Annotated in this window: 17 protein-coding genes; 3 read left to right on the top strand and 14 right to left on the bottom strand. The window is 58.9% G+C overall.

All coding sequences use genetic code 11. The annotated features are described in order from the left end of the window. Window positions 1-31: 31 nt before the first annotated feature. Both ACYQ6M_RS27490 and ACYQ6M_RS27495 read right to left on the bottom strand, forming a co-directional pair. Window positions 32-373 carry an N-acetyltransferase family protein gene (locus ACYQ6M_RS27490; protein WP_460076814.1) on the bottom strand — a complete coding sequence of 114 codons (342 nt, stop codon included), beginning with the start codon at window positions 371-373 and terminating at the stop codon, window positions 32-34. Between the two features lie 845 nt (window positions 374-1,218). Further along, the gene (locus ACYQ6M_RS27495) at window positions 1,219-1,596 is read right to left on the bottom strand and encodes an ArsR/SmtB family transcription factor (RefSeq protein WP_209171179.1); all 378 of its coding nucleotides are present in this window, start codon (window positions 1,594-1,596) and stop codon (window positions 1,219-1,221) included. Between the two features lie 49 nt (window positions 1,597-1,645). On the opposite strand from ACYQ6M_RS27495, the gene ACYQ6M_RS27500 reads away from it, so the two are divergent. After that, window positions 1,646-2,092, top strand: a complete 447-nt coding sequence (locus ACYQ6M_RS27500) for an SRPBCC family protein (RefSeq protein ID WP_055660716.1) — start codon at window positions 1,646-1,648, stop codon at window positions 2,090-2,092. 27 nt (window positions 2,093-2,119) lie between these two features. Next, a complete protein-coding gene (locus tag ACYQ6M_RS27505; RefSeq protein WP_023001524.1) occupies window positions 2,120-2,452 on the top strand; it encodes a VOC family protein in 333 nt (110 codons plus the stop codon). A gap of 75 nt (window positions 2,453-2,527) precedes the next feature. Here the strand turns inward: ACYQ6M_RS27505 and ACYQ6M_RS27510 are convergent, their stop codons facing one another. After that, a complete protein-coding gene (locus ACYQ6M_RS27510) occupies window positions 2,528-3,274 on the bottom strand; it encodes a LytR/AlgR family response regulator transcription factor (protein WP_296596348.1) in 747 nt (248 codons plus the stop codon). Next, a complete protein-coding gene (locus ACYQ6M_RS27515) occupies window positions 3,262-4,404 on the bottom strand; it encodes a sensor histidine kinase (RefSeq protein ID WP_228873071.1) in 1,143 nt (380 codons plus the stop codon). The genes ACYQ6M_RS27510 and ACYQ6M_RS27515 overlap by 13 nt, the downstream gene beginning before the upstream one ends. 204 nt (window positions 4,405-4,608) lie before the next feature. Between ACYQ6M_RS27515 and ACYQ6M_RS27520 the strand changes: the two genes are divergently transcribed. Next, entirely contained in the window at window positions 4,609-11,325 is a 6,717-nt protein-coding gene (locus ACYQ6M_RS27520; RefSeq protein WP_460076819.1) for an autotransporter outer membrane beta-barrel domain-containing protein, read from the top strand. Window positions 11,326-11,363: 38 nt separating this feature from the next. Here the strand turns inward: ACYQ6M_RS27520 and ACYQ6M_RS27525 are convergent, their stop codons facing one another. The 10 genes from ACYQ6M_RS27525 to ACYQ6M_RS27570 all read right to left on the bottom strand — a co-directional run bounded on the left by ACYQ6M_RS27525 (window position 11,364) and on the right by ACYQ6M_RS27570 (window position 19,473). Beyond that, window positions 11,364-11,783, bottom strand: coding sequence for a MarR family winged helix-turn-helix transcriptional regulator (locus tag ACYQ6M_RS27525; RefSeq protein ID WP_031269552.1), 420 nt, complete (start codon window positions 11,781-11,783; stop codon window positions 11,364-11,366). 81 nt (window positions 11,784-11,864) lie between these two features. Further along, the gene (locus tag ACYQ6M_RS27530) at window positions 11,865-12,353 is read right to left on the bottom strand and encodes a nucleoside deaminase (protein ID WP_460076822.1); all 489 of its coding nucleotides are present in this window, start codon (window positions 12,351-12,353) and stop codon (window positions 11,865-11,867) included. Next, a complete protein-coding gene (locus ACYQ6M_RS27535) occupies window positions 12,353-12,724 on the bottom strand; it encodes a DMT family transporter (RefSeq protein ID WP_055660707.1) in 372 nt (123 codons plus the stop codon). Before ACYQ6M_RS27535 ends, ACYQ6M_RS27530 begins: the two co-directional genes overlap by 1 nt. Window positions 12,725-12,783: 59 nt before the next feature. Next, window positions 12,784-13,104, bottom strand: coding sequence for a DMT family transporter (locus ACYQ6M_RS27540; protein WP_168687744.1), 321 nt, complete (start codon window positions 13,102-13,104; stop codon window positions 12,784-12,786). A 64-nt stretch (window positions 13,105-13,168) separates the two neighbouring features. After that, on the bottom strand, window positions 13,169-13,786 hold the full coding sequence (locus ACYQ6M_RS27545) for a DsbA family oxidoreductase (protein WP_460076825.1): 618 nt from the start codon (window positions 13,784-13,786) through the stop codon (window positions 13,169-13,171). A 580-nt stretch (window positions 13,787-14,366) separates the two neighbouring features. Continuing rightward, window positions 14,367-15,443, bottom strand: a complete 1,077-nt coding sequence (locus ACYQ6M_RS27550) for an ABC transporter ATP-binding protein (RefSeq protein WP_460076828.1) — start codon at window positions 15,441-15,443, stop codon at window positions 14,367-14,369. Beyond that, window positions 15,440-16,255 carry a carbohydrate ABC transporter permease gene (locus ACYQ6M_RS27555; RefSeq protein WP_460076830.1) on the bottom strand — a complete coding sequence of 272 codons (816 nt, stop codon included), beginning with the start codon at window positions 16,253-16,255 and terminating at the stop codon, window positions 15,440-15,442. Before ACYQ6M_RS27555 ends, ACYQ6M_RS27550 begins: the two co-directional genes overlap by 4 nt. Window positions 16,256-16,266: 11 nt before the next feature. Beyond that, a complete protein-coding gene (locus tag ACYQ6M_RS27560) occupies window positions 16,267-17,169 on the bottom strand; it encodes a carbohydrate ABC transporter permease (RefSeq protein WP_023001537.1) in 903 nt (300 codons plus the stop codon). Window positions 17,170-17,284: 115 nt separating this feature from the next. Then, window positions 17,285-18,493, bottom strand: coding sequence for an ABC transporter substrate-binding protein (locus ACYQ6M_RS27565; protein WP_460076833.1), 1,209 nt, complete (start codon window positions 18,491-18,493; stop codon window positions 17,285-17,287). A 47-nt stretch (window positions 18,494-18,540) separates the two neighbouring features. Beyond that, a complete protein-coding gene (locus tag ACYQ6M_RS27570) occupies window positions 18,541-19,473 on the bottom strand; it encodes a sugar phosphate isomerase/epimerase family protein (protein ID WP_460076835.1) in 933 nt (310 codons plus the stop codon). Window positions 19,474-19,477: the final 4 nt, after the last annotated feature.

Here is a 19,477-nt window from a genome sequence, read left to right on the forward strand (position 1 = left end):
AGTACGACCACGCTGTCAGTTCTACCCCCCTCTACCCTGCGTCAAGCTGCAGGACAAAGCGGATTTTCGACAAACATTCAGCGCCGTTTCTTCTGTAGAACTCAGTTGCCTGACGGTTCCAGTCCGGCGTCTGCCATTCAAGCCGAACGCACCCGGCAGAATGCGCTTCTTCACGCACCTTCAGGAACAGTATCTGGCCGACGCCCCTGCCGCGATATTCCTTCGCAACGAAAAGGCAGTCGAGATGCCCGTAGCGCGCTCCGGACCAGAGCGAATAGTCTGTCGTCAACGCGGCATATCCCGCGATCTGATCTGATTCAGCGACAAGGATCCGAACCGGTGGCTCCTCGACCTGAAGCAGTCGTTCCAACACGCACTTGTCGATAGTGGCTCTCCCGCCCTCATACTGCGCATGATCTTGGATCAACCGGAGAACTTGCGGGGTATCCTCCGGCCGCGCGGTCCGAACCATCATTGTCCGGCTCGCAGCAATCGCACGGCAATTCTGTAAGGGCATTTGGCAACGCAAGCCTGTTTTGAAACTGGGGGCATTTGAAGTTCCGCGTTCAATGTCGACCCGCAGATGTGGCGGAACCCCGTCTGGGAAGCAATCGGGTTCCAGGACTAAATACGTAAAAATCGTGCCATGATTTCCGGTTGCCCGAACCCTGGGAGGGTCACACCCCTTTCAAATAATACTTAAGTACTCCCACGAATTGAGAACGTTCCCAATCACCGGTAAAAAAGATGCAAGTTTCAAGTGCTCCCATCGCCCAAAACCAAGAACACCGCCCTTGAAGCTGCTTACGACAATAAAAACGGTGTGCCAAAAATGTCTTTAAACATAAGAATTCTTGAGCCATTGGAAACAAGCAGCTGCACAACGCTCGAAGACTTGCAGGAAAAAGGGTACTCACTCTCCAGTTATTGCAAGTCTTGCAATGACCTTAACTCTCTGGAAATTGATTATTGGATCCAGACGCTTGGAAGAGCGTTTCCGCTCTACCTCGTCAGCACCAAAATCAATCTGTTCGCGATTGACCAATGTCATCCCGAGACGAGGGTCTGCTGCCTTTCGAGAAGCGCGGAAAACGCCTAGACGCAATTTCTTCTTCCGGCGGCGGTCAATAGCACCGCCGGAGCGAGGTCAGCGTTTTACGAGAACACCGCTTGCAAGCGCTCACACCAAAAGAGCGCTTGCGCCTACCTGATACGTCATCACGTACCTTTCGTATCACCGTTGGTGGTTTCGGCTGCAGCGTGAGTTTCCTCGCTCTGTTCAACGCTCTTCTTGAGAGCACCCAGCATGCTGGCTGCATAAGCAGCGTAGGGACCGATCCAGCGCTCGTGAACTGCTTGAATTGGCAGTGCGTCCAGGTGGTTCCACCGTTCCCGCCCTCGGCGTTCGACCACCACCAGCCCTGCTTTTTCCAGAACCTTCAGATGCTGCATGACTGTGCAGCGGTCTATCTGCGGCAGCGCCTCGCAAAGGTGGCCGGTGGTTAGCGGACCCTTCTTCAAAAGGTCAAGCATGTGCCTGCGCGCCCTGTGGCCAAGCGCCTTGAAAAGCGCGTCATCCTGATCATCTGTTGACATGTTATGTTTTTATAACATAATAGCTCGCAAGGCAACAAGGAACAGGGCCATGGAACTGAAATTCACAGTCGGCGGGAGGATTTCTAAACCCGTCGCGGAGGTGTTTGAGGCTGTCGTCGACCCGGCACAGCTTTCGGAATTCTTCACGACCGGGGGAGCCCAAGGCCGCATTGAAGCGGGTGCGGAGGTGACTTGGGACTTTCATGACTTTCCCGGTGCATTCCCTGTTCTGGTGCAGGAGGTGGTGCCGAACGAAAAAGTCGTTCTGCAGTGGGAGGCAGGAGATGACGCCCGCACCTGGACGACCGTGACCATCACGTTTCAGGAGCTGGAAGACGGGCGCACCTATGTCCGCATCAACGAATTTGGCTGGCCCGGAACCGAAACAGGTCTGAAGTCCTGTCTCGGCAACTGCGAAGGCTGGACGGGCATGCTCTGCGCCATGAAGGTCTGGCTCGAAAACGGCATCAGGCTACGCGACGGATTTTACAAATAGGCAACACGCATCGAAAGGGAATTGGAAATGGAACCGGGCAAGAACATCGCGATCAAGGTGCCGCTGTATCGGTGGGACGAAACCGTAGCCTTCTACCGGGACAAGATCGGGTTGAAGGTGACGCGTGAACTGAAGGACAGCACCGGCTTCTCGTTTGGCCCCATGACATTGTGGATCGACCGCGTGCCGCATCAAAGCCAGACGGACGTCTGGATAGAACTGTTCGATGAGGATCCCACGAATGCCCTGGCGGCATTGGGATCTCCCAAACGCGATGAACTGGAGCCGCTGACAGATGTCACAGGCCATTGGACATGCGATCCGGCAGGAACCGTCATATTGCTTCGGAAAGGTTCCTGAACTGCTTGGCGTTCCTTGTCGGACGTTCCAAGATTGGCAACAGCGACCAGAGCCAGGACGCCAATCGCCGGTTTTTCAGCCTCCACTCAGCTGCAAAATAGAGCGCAATCTCTTTGATGCAGGGCGCCCAATTTCAACGACATTGTTCCCATTCGAGAAATGAATGCTGCTGCGTCCGCTAGCGTGCCAATTGACGCGCTGGATCTGTGCGCAGTTCACGATAGTGGAACGATCCAGCCGGTGAAAAGGCGGTGCTGGAAGCCTGGTTTCGAAAACGCGCAGGAGGCCATTGGCGAGGTGTTGCTGACCGTTTTCCAGATAGACGCGGGTATAGTCCCCTTCGGCCCGCAGAAAGGCGACTGCATCGTGGGACACCAGGATCGACGCTGAACTGGTCTTGAATTGAAGACGACCCTGCGCTGTGACCAAGGTTGGCGACACATTGTTATCCGGAGTGGACGGGACCCGCGGCAGTCTTTCTCGCAGACGACCAATCGCTGTTTCCAGCCGCTCCGGCTTGACCGGTTTCACAAGGAAATCGAGTGCGGCTACATCAAAGGCGTCGATCGCGTATAGATCGTATGCACTGACGACGATCACGAAGGTTTCGGGCGGCAGGTCCGTTGCAAGGTCAAGACCCTTGCCGTTGGTCAGTTCCACATCAAGGAAAACCGCATCCGGGCGGACCTCATGCATCACTTGCCGGGCAGACTCGAGGTCCCCCGCTTCACCACTCACAGCAATGTCGGGAAATTCGGCAAGCATTCGCCTGAGGCCGCGCCTGGCGGAAGGTTCGTCGTCAACCAGAACTACACGGAGCATGCCGGACCTTTAAGCAAGATGCGGGCAACGACCATGCCTTGCCCCTCACACAGGCTGAACTCGTGCATTTCCGGATAGTAGAGCTGCAGGCGTTTTCTGAGGTTGGCGTGACCGATCGATTTCCGTGTCGGGTCCGTTTCCGAAATCTTCCCTGAGTTAGTGACCGAAACCTCGACCTCATCCTTGCCGAGACGGCTGACAGAGACGTGAATGTCGATACGGTTCGACTGATGCTTTAACCCGTGCTTGACCGCATTTTCCACGAGCCCCTGCAGAATCATGTGGGGAACGATCATGTCCCTGACGGTTTCATCGACGCTGACGGTGCATTGTAGCTTGTCTTCAAACCGGATTTCCTGGATGCGCAGATAGGCGTTCATCGCCTCCACTTCTTCCGACAGCGGACAGAGGTCCCGACGCTGCTGGTTCAGGCAATAGCGCAGGTAACCTGCAATTTCCCTCACCATTTCAAGCGCGGTGTCGGGTCGCTCGTGAATTTCCGAAGCGACGGAATTGAGCGCATTGAACAGGAAGTGAGGCGCCAGTTGCAGCCGCAGCTGTTCCAGTTCGGAACGCATGGCCTCCGCAAGTGCCTCGCTGCGCCGCAACCGCGCGATCCGCGCCTCGTAATCGGACCTCAGGCAGAAATAGGCCAGCATCCAGCCCAGCAGAACCGAAGTGTAATAAACGACCGGCGTCAGAGGCGTGTTGAAGGGCAGGGCTTCAGGAAAAAGCAGGTCGCGCAGATACCAGGCTAGATACATCTGCAAGGTGCCACACACGAGCGAAAACGCCGCCGCCCCCAGGAACACCGGAATCGTGATCAGCCGCTGGACGTTCCGGAGAACATAGTGATGCGCTGCGCTCGTCAGCAGAAAGCCGACCAGGTCCATCGAAAGGGTCAACGTGAACGCAAGCCGGAAGTCGGAGAACGTCACCACTCGGGCGAAAAAGCCATAAACGGCTATGAACAACCAGCCGCCGATCTGAAGTTTCCAGAAGAGATGCTCGGTCTCTGGCTGCAGGCGCTCCTCGTGATGAGACTTACTGACGGCGTGCACGCGGACGTCTTCTTCTGGAGTGGAGACAGTCCTGCGTGTCGTCGCCGGAACGGCTTCATCTAAAAGCATGTTACAAGCAATCTCGTACTGGAAAGGTAACTTTCAATATAGGACCGCTCCTGCGGCACGGCCCACAATTTCATCGATGATTTCAGCTGGTTCATCGAATTTGCAGTGAAACCCGCTGCCCTGCAACCATAGTTATTCCTGACGAGGAAGAGCAAAAAGTTCCGTCTCAAAACTTTTCAAGCCAATTGTTTCAGGGATAAGAAAATGGGCCTCGGCCTTACAACCGAAGGAAAAGACCAGGTCTCCCATCCTTCGGTCAGAAAAAACATTCGCGTGAAATCGCTGCTGTTGTCCACCGCATCCGTTGCGAGCCTGTGCCTTTCATCCCCCGCCCTGGCGGATTCCCTGTGTGACGATTCCGGCGACCCGTGGGTTTGCACCTTCAATACCGGCACGGATGTCAGTTACGTCGATCTGACCGCAACAGGTGCATCCGCTGGCGCCCAGGCCCCTGGCATCACGATCCAGAATTACGCCCAGCAGAATATGGTTATCCCAACCAGCAAGGGCATCTATGCAAACTGGTATGTCGAGTCCAGAGGGTCGGCAGGCGAGGACTCCGGCGCAGCCGGAGCAGGCGGAACAGTTACAATCGTCAATCAGTCAAATATCGATATCAGCGTGTCGGAAGTCAGCCAATTTGCAATGGGCATCTTCGCCCAATCCAGCGGCGGCGAAGGCGATCAATCCAACGGAGATAACAATTCGAACGGCGGCGCAGGCGGCAACGGTGGCTCGGTGCAGGTTACCAACAACGGCCTTGCAAGCTATACCGCCATTGGTTACGCCAATTTCGGATTTGCTATTTTCGTTGCCGAAAGCAACGGCGGAACAGGAGGCAACCAGAACAACAGCGTCCTGTCCGACCAATATGGCGGCAAGGGCGGTGACGGCGGCAGCGTCACCGTCAACAACACCGCCCCGAGCAGCTTCACCGTCGGTTCGAGCAGCAACCGTTTTCAGGGGCTTGCAGAAGGCGGCGGATTCATCGCCAGATCCTTTGGCGGCAGAGGCGGCGATAACAACGGCAATGCCGGTGCTGGTGGAACAGTCACGATCAACAACGCCATGAACGGCGACATCTACTGGGATGTCACCACAGCTGGGGGCGACGGCCTGTTCGTTCTCTATGGGTTAAGCGAAGGCGGCGCCGGGACCGCCTCGACTGACAACAGCGACGACGGCGGCGATGGCGGCAACGGCGGCAACGTCTCGATCACCAACTCAGCCAGGCTCGTCCTCGATGTTACCGGCGGCAGCTACGAACCGAGCGCAGCAATCGGCGCAAAAAGCCTCGGCGGCAAGGGTGGCACCGGCCCCACCAAGGATCATAGCGGCGGCGATGGCGGTACGGCAGGATCCGTGTCGGTATCTCTTCAAGACGGAAAATCCATCGAGACAAGTGGCGCTAATGTGTATGGCGTGCTGGCACAGAGTATCGGCGGTGAAGGCGGAGACGGCGGCGACGGCACGGCTCTCGCCGGCACCGGTGGCGGCGGCGGTTTCGGCGGCGATGCCGGCGCGGTTTCCGTCACTGTCTCAGGCGATACCAGTATTGAGACAAGCGGCGCTTTTTCCGCAGCCATCGCGCTGCATTCCATCGGCGGCGGCGGCGGAACGGGGAGCGATTTTCAGAGTGTTCTCGGCGGTCAGAGCGGCAACGGCGGCAATGGCGGCGATGCCGGAAACGTCACCCTTTCGCTTGGTAATGCGACAGTCTCAACGGCAGCAGACCATGCCTTCGGTGTCGTCGCGCAGTCGATCGCAGGAAGTGGCGGAACCGGCGGGATCGATGCCTCTACCCTGGTCGGACTGGGCGGCGATGGCGCCGGTGGAGGCGCAGCCGGTACCGTAACAGTCAACTCAAGCGCGGACATCACGACCAACGGCTTCAACTCGCTCGGCATCATCGCCCAGTCGGTCGGCGGTGGCGGCGGTGCCGCGGGATCTTCCAGCGGGTTTGTCAGCGTTGGCGGCAGCGCTGCCGGATCGACAACGTCAAATGGCAGTTACGTCGGCGTTTCGAATACGCAGAAGGTCACGACCAAAGGCGACTCCTCTACCGGAATCCTTGCGCAATCGATTGGCGGTGGCGGTGGCTCGGGTGGCGATGCCACCGGCACTGTCGGCGTAGGCGGCCAGGGCTCAGCGGGCGGAAAGGGCGGAACGGTCGCCATTCCGAACATCGGAACCATCGTCACCTCCGGCGGCTATTCTCCTGGAGCCATCTTCCAGTCTGTTGGCGGCGGTGGCGGCAACGGCGGCAGCGTGCAAACCCTGTCGACCATCGCCTCCATCGGCGTCGGCGGTTCCGCCGACCTCGGTGGTGACGGCGGCGAGGTCTGCGTCGACAACACCGGCGGATGCGTTTACTCCGACCTTCCCTCACTTCTGGCTGCCACAAGCAACGGCAACGCGCACATCACCACAACCGGCGTATTCGCACCTGGGCTGATCGCCCAGTCCATCGGCGGCGGCGGCGGCAACGGCGGCAGCGTCAAGAATTTCAGCGTCCTTTCGTTCCTCGCCTTCCAGATGGGGGGCAGCGGCGGCGATGGCGGTGACGGGGGAACCGTTTCCCTGACCCAGAACCAGTTTTACGCCGCGACCTCCGGTGCACAGTCGACAGCTGTCCTCGCACAGTCCATCGGTGGTGGTGGGGGCACGGGCGGCAGCGCCAATTACTTTGACGCGACCGTCGGCTTCAACGCAGCCTTTGTCCTCGGCGGCAGCGGCGGCGACGGAGGCGACGGGGACGACGTCACAATCGATCTTTCAAGCGGCACCATCGCCACCGGACTTTCCGCGTCTTCCACCTCCAAATACGCCCCCAACAATGCCACCGGCATTCTGGCCCAGTCCATCGGTGGTGGTGGCGGCAATGGCGGCTCGACATCCGCCGGCGATTTTCTGGTTGCCGCTCCAACCGGCACCGGCGTTCCCCTCGCCTTCAACTATGTGGCAACCGTTGGTGGCAACGGCGGCAATGCGGGAGCCGGCGGCGACGTGACCGTCACCTATGATCAACCCTCCAGGCTCACGACAATCGGCGACGCCTCTCACGGGATCCTGGCCCAATCGGTTGGCGGCGGCGGCGGCAACGGCGGCGATGCGTCCGCGTTGACAGCCACGCTTGGCGACAAGGACACTGTGGAATCCACCGCTACCGTTGCTCTGGGGGGCGGCACCGGCAATGTCCTGAGCGACTTCAATATGGATTATGCGTTTACGACATCCGGTGGCGGCAATGGCGGGGAAGTCAACGTAACCTTGGGAACCTACGGCTCGTCTTCCAATTCAGGCAGCACCACCGCAACGAAACTCACGAGTCTGGCCCCGGAAAGCACGCTTTTCACTTTTGGTGACGGTGCCCATGGCGTTCTGGCCCAATCGATTGGCGGCGGTGGCGGTAACGGCGGGCTGGGCAACAGCAACGCCTATTCGCAAGGCGGTATCGCGTCGCTGGAAGCGAAGATTTCCCTGGGTGGCCAGGGTGGTTCGGGCGGAGACGGCTCCTCCGTCGAGATCCATAACTTTGCCGGCTACACGGTCCAGACGCAGGGATCGGGCTCCAAGGGTCTGGTCGGGCAGTCCATCGGTGGCGGTGGCGGCAATTCGCAGGGTGGCACCGTCTACCTTGGCGTTGGCGCCAGCAGCGTCTCCGGCAGCATGTCCCTGGGTGTTGGAGCCATTGGTGGAAGCGGCGGCAACGGCGGTACCATCTACGCCGAACAATACGGCCGCATCGAAACCTTCGGCGGCGACTCGGACGGTGTCGTGCTGCAATCCATCGGCGGCGGCGGCGGGATCGGCGGATCGCTCGGCAATGACGCGTCGTCTCACAAGGTTCTTGACGCCATTGGGGCCTTGAAGAAACAGATCAAGCGCCTGTCGGATGCGGGAGCTTCCTATTCGTTCACGGTCGATGTCGGTGGCGGCGGCGGGTCTGGCGGTGACGGCAATCAGGTCAAATATTACCATGATGGTCAGATCATCACGCAAGGTGCCTGGGCGGACGGGGTCGTGCTGCAATCAATTGGCGGCGGCGGCGGTCAGGGTGGCTCGTCCAGCGCCAGCGGCAGCGAAGTCAGTGCCTCCATCGAACTTGCCGTCGGCGGCAGGGGCGGCTCGGGCGGGGACGGCGGTGAAGTCGCCGTCTGGCTGGCAGACGGCAACAGCAATTTCATCAACACGGCCGGTTTTGCAGCCACCGGCATGACGATGCAGTCCATCGGTGGCGGTGGCGGCCAGGGTGGCGACGGCTCGGACAACCAGACCGGCACACTGGCAATCGGTGGCGACGGCGGCGGCACAGGTGGTGCAGGCGGCGATGGCGGCCAGGTTCACACCTATGACACCAGCGCGGTAACGATCACCACCAACGGTAATGATGCCACCGCCCTGGTTGCCCAGTCCATCGGCGGCGGCGGCGGCACCGGCGGGGTCGGCAGCAGCGCAGAGACAACCCGTGTCGACGGTAGCGAGCTGAGCGTCTCTGTTGGCGGTTCTGGCGGTGTGGCCGGCAATGGCGGCACAATCGATCTGGCAATGGACACGACGATTGCCACCTACGGCAACCGCTCTCATGGTGTTCTGCTCCAGTCCATCGGCGGCGGCGGTGGTTATGGCGTCACCGGTAGCGTAGAAGGCGGGCTTGATCTGGCAATCGGCGGCACGGGCGGTGCGGCAGGCAACGGTGACGCGGTGACGTTCCAGCTAACCGGAGGCGCCGGCATCCAGACCCGCGGCAACGGCGCTTTCGGCCTCGTGGCACAATCCATCGGTGGTGGCGGTGGATTGGCGGGCGATGCGACCGGCGGTTCCATGACCAACGCCACCGCGAACCTGACCTCCGGCGGCGCCAACGGCAATGGTGGCCAGATCACACTGGATATCGACGCGCCGATCACCGTCACGGGTGACGAGTCCATCGGTATTATCGCTCAGTCCATCGGCGGCGGCGGCGGTATATCCGGAACCGGCACCGGCGGCGTCGCTGGCCTCATGTCAACAGACAGCACGGGAACCGCGGGCGCTATCGATCTGGAAATCGCAAGTCAGGTCTATGCCTCCGGATCGCGTTCGTCGGGTGTCTTTGCGCAAAGCCAGGGCGCAGACGGCAACGGCACAATCGGGATCACGGTTGACGGACAAGGCAACGTCCAGGGGGGCACGGATACGGATGCCGCGGCCATCAGGGTCTCCAACGGGCTCAACAACACGCTGGTTCTGAACGACAATGCCATTGTCCAGTCAGGCGCATCGCGCAACGGCACCGACGACACCGGCTCCTATGCGGTCTGGTATTCCGGAACGGGCACGACGGCTGACGGGGCAATCCTCAATGTAACCGTCAACGACACTGCGTCTCTTTACGGGGATGTCGTCCTGACCAATGCCGACGGCGGCAGCGCCGGTACAGTCACCAACAACTCACCCAACACCCTTGCTGACGGCTATCTGTACGATGCAAATGTGGTCAACAACGGTCGCTTTGTATTGGGGCGCGCACGCGACCCCGGCAAGACAGTGATTACCGGCAACTTCAAGCAAAGCGCACAAGGGTTTCTGGTCGCGGACATCGACCTGAACAATTTCAATTCCGATTGGCTGGAAGTGCGCGGCGACGCGACGCTTGCAGGCACACTCGGTCTCAAGACCATCAGCCTTCTTCCGGACAGGAAGACGAAAGTTCTGTCGGTCGGCGGGTCTGTTACAGGCACCCTCACCCCGCAAGACTCTCTCATCTTCGATTACCTGTTCAGTCCGGAAGGCTCCGACTATTATTTCCAGGTAACCGGCGCCGACTTTACCCCCAACGGCAAGGTGAAACTCAACCGGGATCAGAAGGCCGTTGCGGAAAACCTGCAGAATATCTGGGATCGCGGCGGCAACAACATTTTCGGAACACTGTTCGGGGCCATTGCCGACGAGGTCGACAATCAATCCGGAAGCTATGCAGACACCCTGAACCAGCTTCTGCCGCGCACCGGGCTTGCTGCCGTCGTCGAACAGACCTTCGAAATGCTGTCCTTCGGCGACAGCCTGATGAGTTGTCCTGTCTTCGAAGGCGATGGCGCAGGCATAACCGAAGGCTCCTGTGACTGGGCACGCGCAACCGGCGGAACGGGCCACCGCTCAGCCATCGGCAATTCACCGAGCTATAACGCTAATGCGCTGACCTACCAGCTGGGAGGACAACGGGAAATAGCGCCCGGCTGGTTCATCGGTGGCGCTGCTGCATTTCAGCAAACATGGATTTCACAGGCCTCCGGAACCGTGAAAGGAGACGGCAAGGCGGGGTATCTCGGGGCAAGCCTGAAGCGGGAGATAGGGGCCTGGACCCTTTCGGCCGCTGCCGCTGGCAGTTACGGAGCCACCAGGTTCGACCGTAACCTGTCGATCTCCGATCTTTCCGAGACGATCTCCAGCTCTCCCGACGTGCTGGCTGGCTCCGTCAGAGCACGGATTGCCCGCACCTTCGCGGCAACCAACGTCTACGTTAAACCTTATGTCGACTTCGACGCTATCTACTCCAGGGTCGGCGACTACCGGGAAAGCGGTGATTACGGACTTGAATTCGACTCCACCGGCCACTGGAATTTTGCCGCAACGCCTTCTATCGAGATCGGAAGCCGCCTGCGCTACAAGGACGGCAAGGACCTGCGTGTATATGGAAAACTCGGCGTGTCGTTCCTGTCCAGTGACCAATGGGAAACAGATGCACGCTTCACCAATCGCGCCGGGGGAACCGGGTCGTTCAAGACGTCTCTCGAACATGAGGATCTGTTTGCCTCGATCGGGGCCGGCCTTCAGCTCACATCCATTGAAGGGGTCGACCTGCGCCTGGAATACAATGGCCGATTCTCCGAAAATCTGGCCACCAACAGCGGCTCTCTCAGGCTCAGCATTCCGTTTTAAGTTTGGCGTTGGTCGGCAACGCAACCGCAAATGGCCAATCAGACCACGTCTTCCGCATTTCCAAATCGTGCAAGCAGCAACTCGGCACCGCCGTGCTCCTTGAGGGCATTCTCCAGTGCGTTTTCGTAATCCGGTTGCGCGGTTTCAAAATGTGCACGTCCCTTGTCGGTGAGAACGGTGTAGACACCACGCTTGTCGTCCGGACAAAGATCACGAACCGTGAAGCCACCCCGCTCCAGACGCTCGACCATGCGTGAAACGGAACTCTGGTTCAGCTGCAGATGGGCGGCCAGTTCCTGCATGCGCAATTCGGAGGTGGGCGATTTGGAGAGGATCTCGAGTGCGCGATAATCCGACAGACCGAGGCCATGCCGGTCTTGCAGGACTTTTGCGAGGTCTGCTTCGACATTGGCGACCGCGTGGATCAGCCTGAGCCACGAACCACTGCTATTGGACATGATCAATCTGGACCTTCGAGTGTTCTGCGCTTGCGTCGAGCATTTGTATGCTCATGCAAGCGCAGAAACAAGTAACTGCCATTAGTCGGAAATGCGGCTCATCGCGGCAAAGTTCTGGAAAGGCCGCATAGCTTTGGGCACGGCCAGCTTGGCCACGCGAGGCGACTGCCAGGCCAACGGATCACTGGCAAACAGCCCATAGGAACCTCGATAATCAAAGCCGTGCCTTGCCACTTCATCACGATCGGCGGCAAAGAATACCTGCGAGAGACCTGCATAAAGCGCGCTCATGTAACACATCGCGCAAGGTTCGCCTGAGGCAAGCAGAATGGCCCCATGCAGATGTGGAGTTTTTAGCGTGCGGCAAGCGTCGCGGATCGCGTCGACTTCCGCATGCGCGGTCGGATCATGATGATCCCGAACGCGGTTGACACCGCGCCCGATTACTGAGCCATTTCCGTCAACGACAAGAGCGGTGAAGGGAATGCCGCCTTTGTGGACATGATCCACGGAGAAGGCCACGGCCTCCTCCATGAGCTGGTCAAGGCGTTCTGAACGATCCGTCCCCATCAGGCTGTCGCCGCAAGCTTCGGGCTGTCGGCCAGCTTCAGCCAGACGACACCTGCGATAATGACACCCAGCCAGACTGCCTGGATCAGCGTCAACGGCTGGTCGAGCAAGAAGCTACCGAAGACGGCAGCCCCGACCGAGCCGATCCCTGCCCATACGGCATAGCCGATCCCCACGTCGATGGTTCTCAGCGCGGCACTGAGGAAGTAAAGCGTGAGCAGGAAGAAAACGACGGCGGCAATCGACCAGCTCGGAATGGTGAAGGCCTGACTGCCGCCGACGCTGAGCGCATAGCCGATTTCGAACGCGCTGGCGAGCATCAGCATGCCCCATGCACCGCCATTGCCCTGGGTTTTCTGGAGCGTATCCATGATTTGCTGTTCCTTTTGATCAGAAGAGAATTGGAAGAGATATTTTGTGTTTCAGGTGCTCAGGCAGCACCACTCAGGCGCAGGCCGACAACGCCGCCAATGACGAAGACAATGCCGAGGCCTTTCTTCCAGTTGAGCTGCTGACCAAAGAACAGCGCCCCCAGGACGACGATCCCGACACCTGAGACGGAGGTCCAGATTGCGTACCCGACACCGACATCGAAGGTGAGGAGCGCAAGGCTCAGGAAGAAGGTGGCGATAGCGCCGCTCACGAGGGTTGCGGCGGTCCACCCGAACCGTGTGAACCCTTTTGCATTTCCGGCACTTATTGCGACCGCGATCTCAAAGATCACGGCGATTCCGAGATAAACCCAACTCATTGCATGTTCCTTTCGTAGATTGAGAGTGTGTGAAGGCGGATGCCTTTAGACCTGGCCGCGTCGATTAACGGGAGCGGCCGCTACTGCCGGGGGCGCTTTCCAACCGGTCGATTGCCTGAAGCAACTCGTCCAGCGGGGGCACTCCCCGGAAAATCTGATCACCGACCACGATCGTGGGAACCGACGTGATCGCCATGTCTTCCCGAGCGTGGCGCAGTGCTTCACGGTGACGTTCGCGATAGGCCCCGCTGTCGAGAGCCTGCCGGGCTTCATCCGGGTCGATCCCCGCTTCCGCAGCCAATGCGACAAGAACCTCGGGATCGCCGATGTCGCGATCCTCCTGGAAGAAGGCGCGCAAGATCCGCATCGAATACGGATGATCCAACCCCTGATCCTGTGCCAGGGCCAGAAGCTCGAAAGCCTTGTTGGTGCGTGGCTGAGGCGAAATCGACGGCAGCTTGATTGGCACCTGAAGGCTTTCCGCAAGCGGATAAACCGACCGGTTCCAGATCGCCGGAAGGTAAGGATCCTCGGGCTTCAGCGTTGGCACCGGGTCGGGCCGCAATTCATGGGCCCGCCAGGATATCGGGATCTTCCTGTCACCGATCGCCGTCGTCACGACCTGTTCTGCGAGCAGGCAAAAGGGACAGACGTAGTCGGTGTAAACTGTAACGGCACTCATCAGGTAGGCTTTCATTTTATTTGTATGTGCATGCAATATAGTTAGAGCCTTGCGATCGTCAATATATTTGCATGCGCATGCATGTTTATTTTTGCCTTACGAGTGAAAAGGTCTCTTCTTGTTGCCGCTGCCAAAACCTCAAGGCGCGACCGTGCGGCACTGCCAAAAGGCCATGGTGAGACTGGCAACGCTTGAGAGGTTTCGCAGTCGCGGTGGTTCGCCTAACGTTGTTACAAAGGGATTTTGCTCAAAGGCTCAATCCGCGGGGCAAACAGCGCAACGGAAATGCCCGCAAGGCCAGAGCCCTGCGGCGGCGCCATCCCTCATTGGGAGCGCAAAAGGAATGGAAGAGCAATTTAGCCGGGTCATTAACGCTGCAACACTTCAGGTCAATGGGTGGCCCTGAAATAGCACCGATCGAACGTTTTATTTAAGTGATATAATTTCTATCAGAATGATCTGTTTAAATGATCATTTTCCCAGCCGCCGCAACATCGATTTTCACGACGGTCGCCAGCGGACAGGAGCCCCTTTGCCAGGAGTTTCCGATCCGCAGACACTCAATTGGGCGGCTGGGATATCACGCGTGCAGGAGGGCGTTGCCGGTTTCCCTGTCGAACAGGTGGATGTGTTCCGGTTTGATCGAAACGGAGACCGACCGAACGCCATCTTCGACACGAACCGGAGCAGTAATCAGGAGCCCGGGATCCGTGTCGGTGAGCACGTAGGAGACTGCCCCCGTTCTCTCAACGAGCGATACCGGAAGCGTCATTTCATTTCCGGAGTCCCCCTGCCCCACCATCAGGTGTTCCGGCCGCAGTCCGACCGTTACCTTTTGGCCGGGCAGTTGCAGTCCTTCAAATGCGATCTCCGGTGTCCCGGGAAGAGCAAGACCAACACTCTTGCCCCCCTCCGCTACGACGCCATCGACAAAATTCATCGCCGGGGAGCCGATAAAGCCCGCAACGAACTTGTTCACTGGCCTGTCGTAAAGGTCGAGTGGCGCGCCTTTCTGTTCAATTACTCCGCTTCGCATGACCACCACCTGATCGGCCATTGTCATCGCCTCGATCTGGTCGTGGGTCACATAGACGGACGTCGCACCGAGGCGATTGTGAAGTTGCCGGATTTCGGAGCGCATGTGCACCCGGAGCGCCGCATCCAGATTGGAAAGCGGTTCGTCGAACAGGAACGCCTTCGGGTTGCGGATGATGGCCCGGCCCATGGCAACGCGCTGGCGCTGCCCACCGGAGAGTTGCCGCGGATATCTGTCGAGAAGTTCGCCCAACCCGGTCACGCGGGCAATTTCCTCCACCGCCTTGTCGATTTCGGACTTGGGGCGTCTCCGGAGCCGCATGGAATAGGTCAGATTCTGCCGAACGGTCATGTGCGGATAAAGGGCATAGGACTGGAACACCATCGCCAAGTCCCGCTCGCGTGGAGCCTTATCATTGACCGCATCCCCCGCGATCCGCATCGTGCCGCTGGAGATTTTTTCCAGTCCGGCGATGGTGCGCAACAAGGTGGACTTGCCGCATCCCGAAGGCCCGACCAGAGCAACGAATTGTCCCTTGGGGATCTGCAGGCAGACGTCGCGGAGCGCGTGATAGGCGCCATAATATTTCTGGATGTTTTCCAGCTCGATCTGATAGCTCATTTGAGGGCTCCGGAGGTCAGGCCGCTGACGATCTGGCGTTGCAGCAACACAAATATGATGAGAACCGGCGTCACGTAGATCGCGGAGTAGGTCATCACACCGGACCAGTCGGACGTGTTGGGGCCCATGAAGGATTGCAGACCGACGGTCGCCGGCTGTAGCGCCCGCTGCGTGATCAGGGAGCGCGAATAGACATATTCCCCGAAGGACTGCAGGAAGATGAGCACCGACGTCACCAGAATACCGTTTCTTGCAAGCGGGACGATGATTGACAGGAAGGCACCGATCCGCGAGTTGCCGTCGACCAGCGCGGCTTCTTCCAGTTCCCTTGGAACCTGCAGAAAGGTTGCGCGGCACAGCACGATATAGAGCGGCAGAACCTTCGCCGCCTGCGCCAGTATCACCGATGTTCTTGGCACCTCGTTGAGGCCAACCTGGTTGAAGGCAACGAAAATCGGCGTGATCATCAGGGAGGATGGCAAGACCTGCATCATCAGAACGATGAAGAGCACCACGTCCATCCAGCGGTTGCGGATGCGAGAGAGAACATAGGCACAGCCCGTGCCGCAAATGGCGACGATAATCGTCACCCCCGAGGCAATCAGAAGCGAGTTCCAGAGGTAGACGTCCATCTTCAGGCGCGTCCAGACTTCGCCAACCATCCATTGCGGATTTTCCGGCCAGAACGTCGGTGGATTGGCAAAGATTTCCGTGCCGCTTTTCAGGGCCGTGATGTACATCCAGTAAAGCGGGAAGAGATAGAAGCTCACCAGACAGATCGCGATCGCGGTCAGGCCATATTTTTTCATCATCGCTCGACGCCTCAAGCTAGCTGTTCGTGGCGCGTGGACCGCACGTAGACCGCGGCAACGAAAATCACGAACAGGATCATCAGAACCGAAATCACCGAACCGACGCCAATCTCGTAGTACTGAAACGACAATTGCCAGCTCCAGTACTGGAAGACATTGGAAGCATTCGACGGACCGCCCTGCGTGAGGGCTGCAAACAGGTCGAACTGCTGAAGGGTGAAAATGACACCCAGTGAGATCACCGCTCCGAGCTGGGCGCGCATCATTGGCAAGGTGATGGTGAAAAACCGTTGGATGGCATTCGCACCGTCCATTTCGGCGGCTTCGTAGATATCCTCCGGAATTCCCGCCAGTCCGACGGACAACAGGATCATGTTGAACGGAACACCCAGCCAGATGTTGGCGAGGATGACCGAATAAAGGGCCACGTTCGGGTCGGACAGCCAGAAGATACGCTCACCGGTCAGGCCGAGAGACAACAGGACATGGTTGAGAACGCCAAAATCCCCTGCAAGGATCCAGCTCCAGACAGCGCCGACAACAAGGGCCGGCATGATCCAGCCTGCCAGGAACAACCCGCGCAGCCAGGTGCTTCCCGGAAAATTCTGCTGAAAGAACATTGCCAGGGCAAAACCGATGGACAATTGCGCAGCGACCGAGATGCCGACGAATTTCACGGTGTTGAGGAAGATGCCCCAGGCCTCGGGACGTGACAGTACATCAACGTAATTGTCGAGACCGACATAGGGCCTGTCGAAGGATCCGAGTGAAAACAAGTCCACTTCCTGAAACGACATGACGAGGTTGTAAACGAGCGGAAAACCCGAAAACAGAACCAGGTACCCGAGTGCCAGCGTCACGAGGATCGTGTCGAAACCGGCCCCGTCCCGGAACGGTCTGGTAAAGTTGAGCATCCGTCTCCTCCTCCATGGCGGATGAAAAAGGGTGTGCGCTCCCGTCCGGTCGGACGGCTCGCGAGCACACACCCCAAGGCAGGGCGAACATCGCAAAACCCCGCCTGAACAGACCCTACTTCAGGACCTTGTCGATGCTGGTCTGCGCGGCAGCGAGAGCATCTTCAGGCGTTGCCTGACCGGTCAGTGTCGACTGGATTGCGGTCTGGATCGCCTTGCTGATGCGCGGCCACTGCGGATGAGGTCCGCGGTTGCGGGCATATTTCATCGATTCTTCGAAGACCGCATAGATTTCAGGATACTTGGGATCCTTCACCTCGACCTTGGAAGCCGGCAGGTAGCCGAATTCATTCCAGACGCGGTCCATGTTGTCATAGAGAAACTCCAGGAACAGGAAGGCTTCATCCGGATTGTCAGTGCTGGCCAGAATGACGTTGTCGCCCTCCCCCAGCGCCGAGGCACGGTCCGCTCCCTCGTCCGGTGCGGGCAGGAGCGCAGCCCTGAAATCGAACTTGGCTTCCGAGCTCATTCGGGGCAGCTCCCAGGGTCCCGAGATCGACATTGCGGCGGTCCCGGCATTGAAAGTACCGGTGCTGTCCCACTGACCGCGAATGAGCGTGTCCGGCGAGGCCAGTCCTTCGTCGAGGATTTTCTTCCAGAGTGAAAGCGCTCGGACCGCCCCGTCCGTGTCGACGTTGTCGTAATCCCCGCCGGTCATCTGCAGCCAGGGCAGAAACTGGAAAGTGCCCTCTTCGGTCGCAACCGCAGAAAAAGCGAGGCCGTAGATATTCTCTTCCGGCTTGGTCAGCGCCTTGGCGGCTTCGTAAAGCTCGTCCCAGGTGCGTGGCGGGTTGTCGGGGTCGAGCCCGGCCGCACGGTACATGTCGGCATTGTAGTAGAGAGCGATCGTGTTCGCCCCACGCGGAATGCCATAGATGCCGCCCTCGTAGCTGACCGATGACAGCGGTCCCGGGAAGATGTCGTCGGCATTCACGATATCGGACTGCTCGATATAGGGTTTCAAATCGAGCAACAGTCCGCGAGAAGCAAACAGCGCCACTTCCGGATTGTCGATATAAGTGATGTCGGGAGCATCGCCCGTCGCCACGCCGCGTGCGAGGTCATTGACCATGTCCTCGAACTGGACGGTCCGCACGTTGATCTTGATTTCGGGATGCTTGGCCATGAACTCGTCGGCCATGACGTAGTGATATTCGCCCGGGTCGTCGATGGTCCACAGATCCAGCTCGACCGGATCGGCAACGGCGGTTGAAGCCAGCGCGATCAGCCCGGATGTTGCCAATGCTATTGATTTCAAGTCCATGTTGGGTCTCCTCCCTGTATGCGACATGAATGACGGACGGCGTTGCCCTAGGTCAGTGAGGGATCGCCGCCTTCGTATTTGCCGGTTCCCGGTATGAAGGCACCGCCCCGGCTGGTTTTCAGATGGTTGAGCGCATGCACCTGGCCGGTCATTTCGAGCTCGTCGCGATAGACCGGGTCGTGCCAGCCCTCGATGTCGATGGAGCCTGAATACCCTGCAAGACGCAGCTCGCTGATGATGTCTGTCCAGTTGCTATCGCCAAAACCCGGCGTACGCATGAAGACGAACGGATGTTTTCCGAAGATGCCGTGTTCCCGGATGACATCATGGCGGACTGTGGCGTCCTTGCCGTGCACGTGAAAGATCTTGTCGGCCCACTTGCGGATCTGCGGCAACGGATCGATCAGATAGACAAGCTGGTGGCAAGGCTCCCATTCCAGGCCGAGATTGTCGTCCGTCGTTTCGTTGAACATCAGTTCCCAGGCATCCGGATTATGGGCGATGTTCCAATCGCCGGTCTGCCAGTTCCCGTCCATGGCGCAGTTTTCAAAGGCAATTTTCACGCCCTTGTCGGCGGCGCGCTTTGCAAGCTCGGACCAGACTTCCCTGTATTTGGGCAGGCTGTCTTCCAGGGGCTTGCCACGGATCCTGCCGGTAAAGCCGGCGACGCAAGTGGCGCCGAAGTGATGGGCGTTATCGATACAGTCCTTCCATCCCTGCAGGGTGTCCCGGTCCAGCGGCTGATCTTCCAGCGGGTTCCCGAACATGCCCAGGGTCGAGATGGTGATGTCCCGGTCGCCGATCGACTCGACACAGCGTTTGCCGAGCTCGGCCAGGTCCTGCCCGTTGGTCGTCTGCCAGAAGAACGGCTCGAAGCTTTCAAACCCGAGATCGGCGATTTCATCGATCCGCTTCGCAGCTTCTCCGCCCGTGGCGGCGATCATCGTTCCGATGCGAATGGATTTTGCAGGATTGCTCATGAAT

Source organism: Roseibium sp. ROS1, from assembly GCF_054658215.1.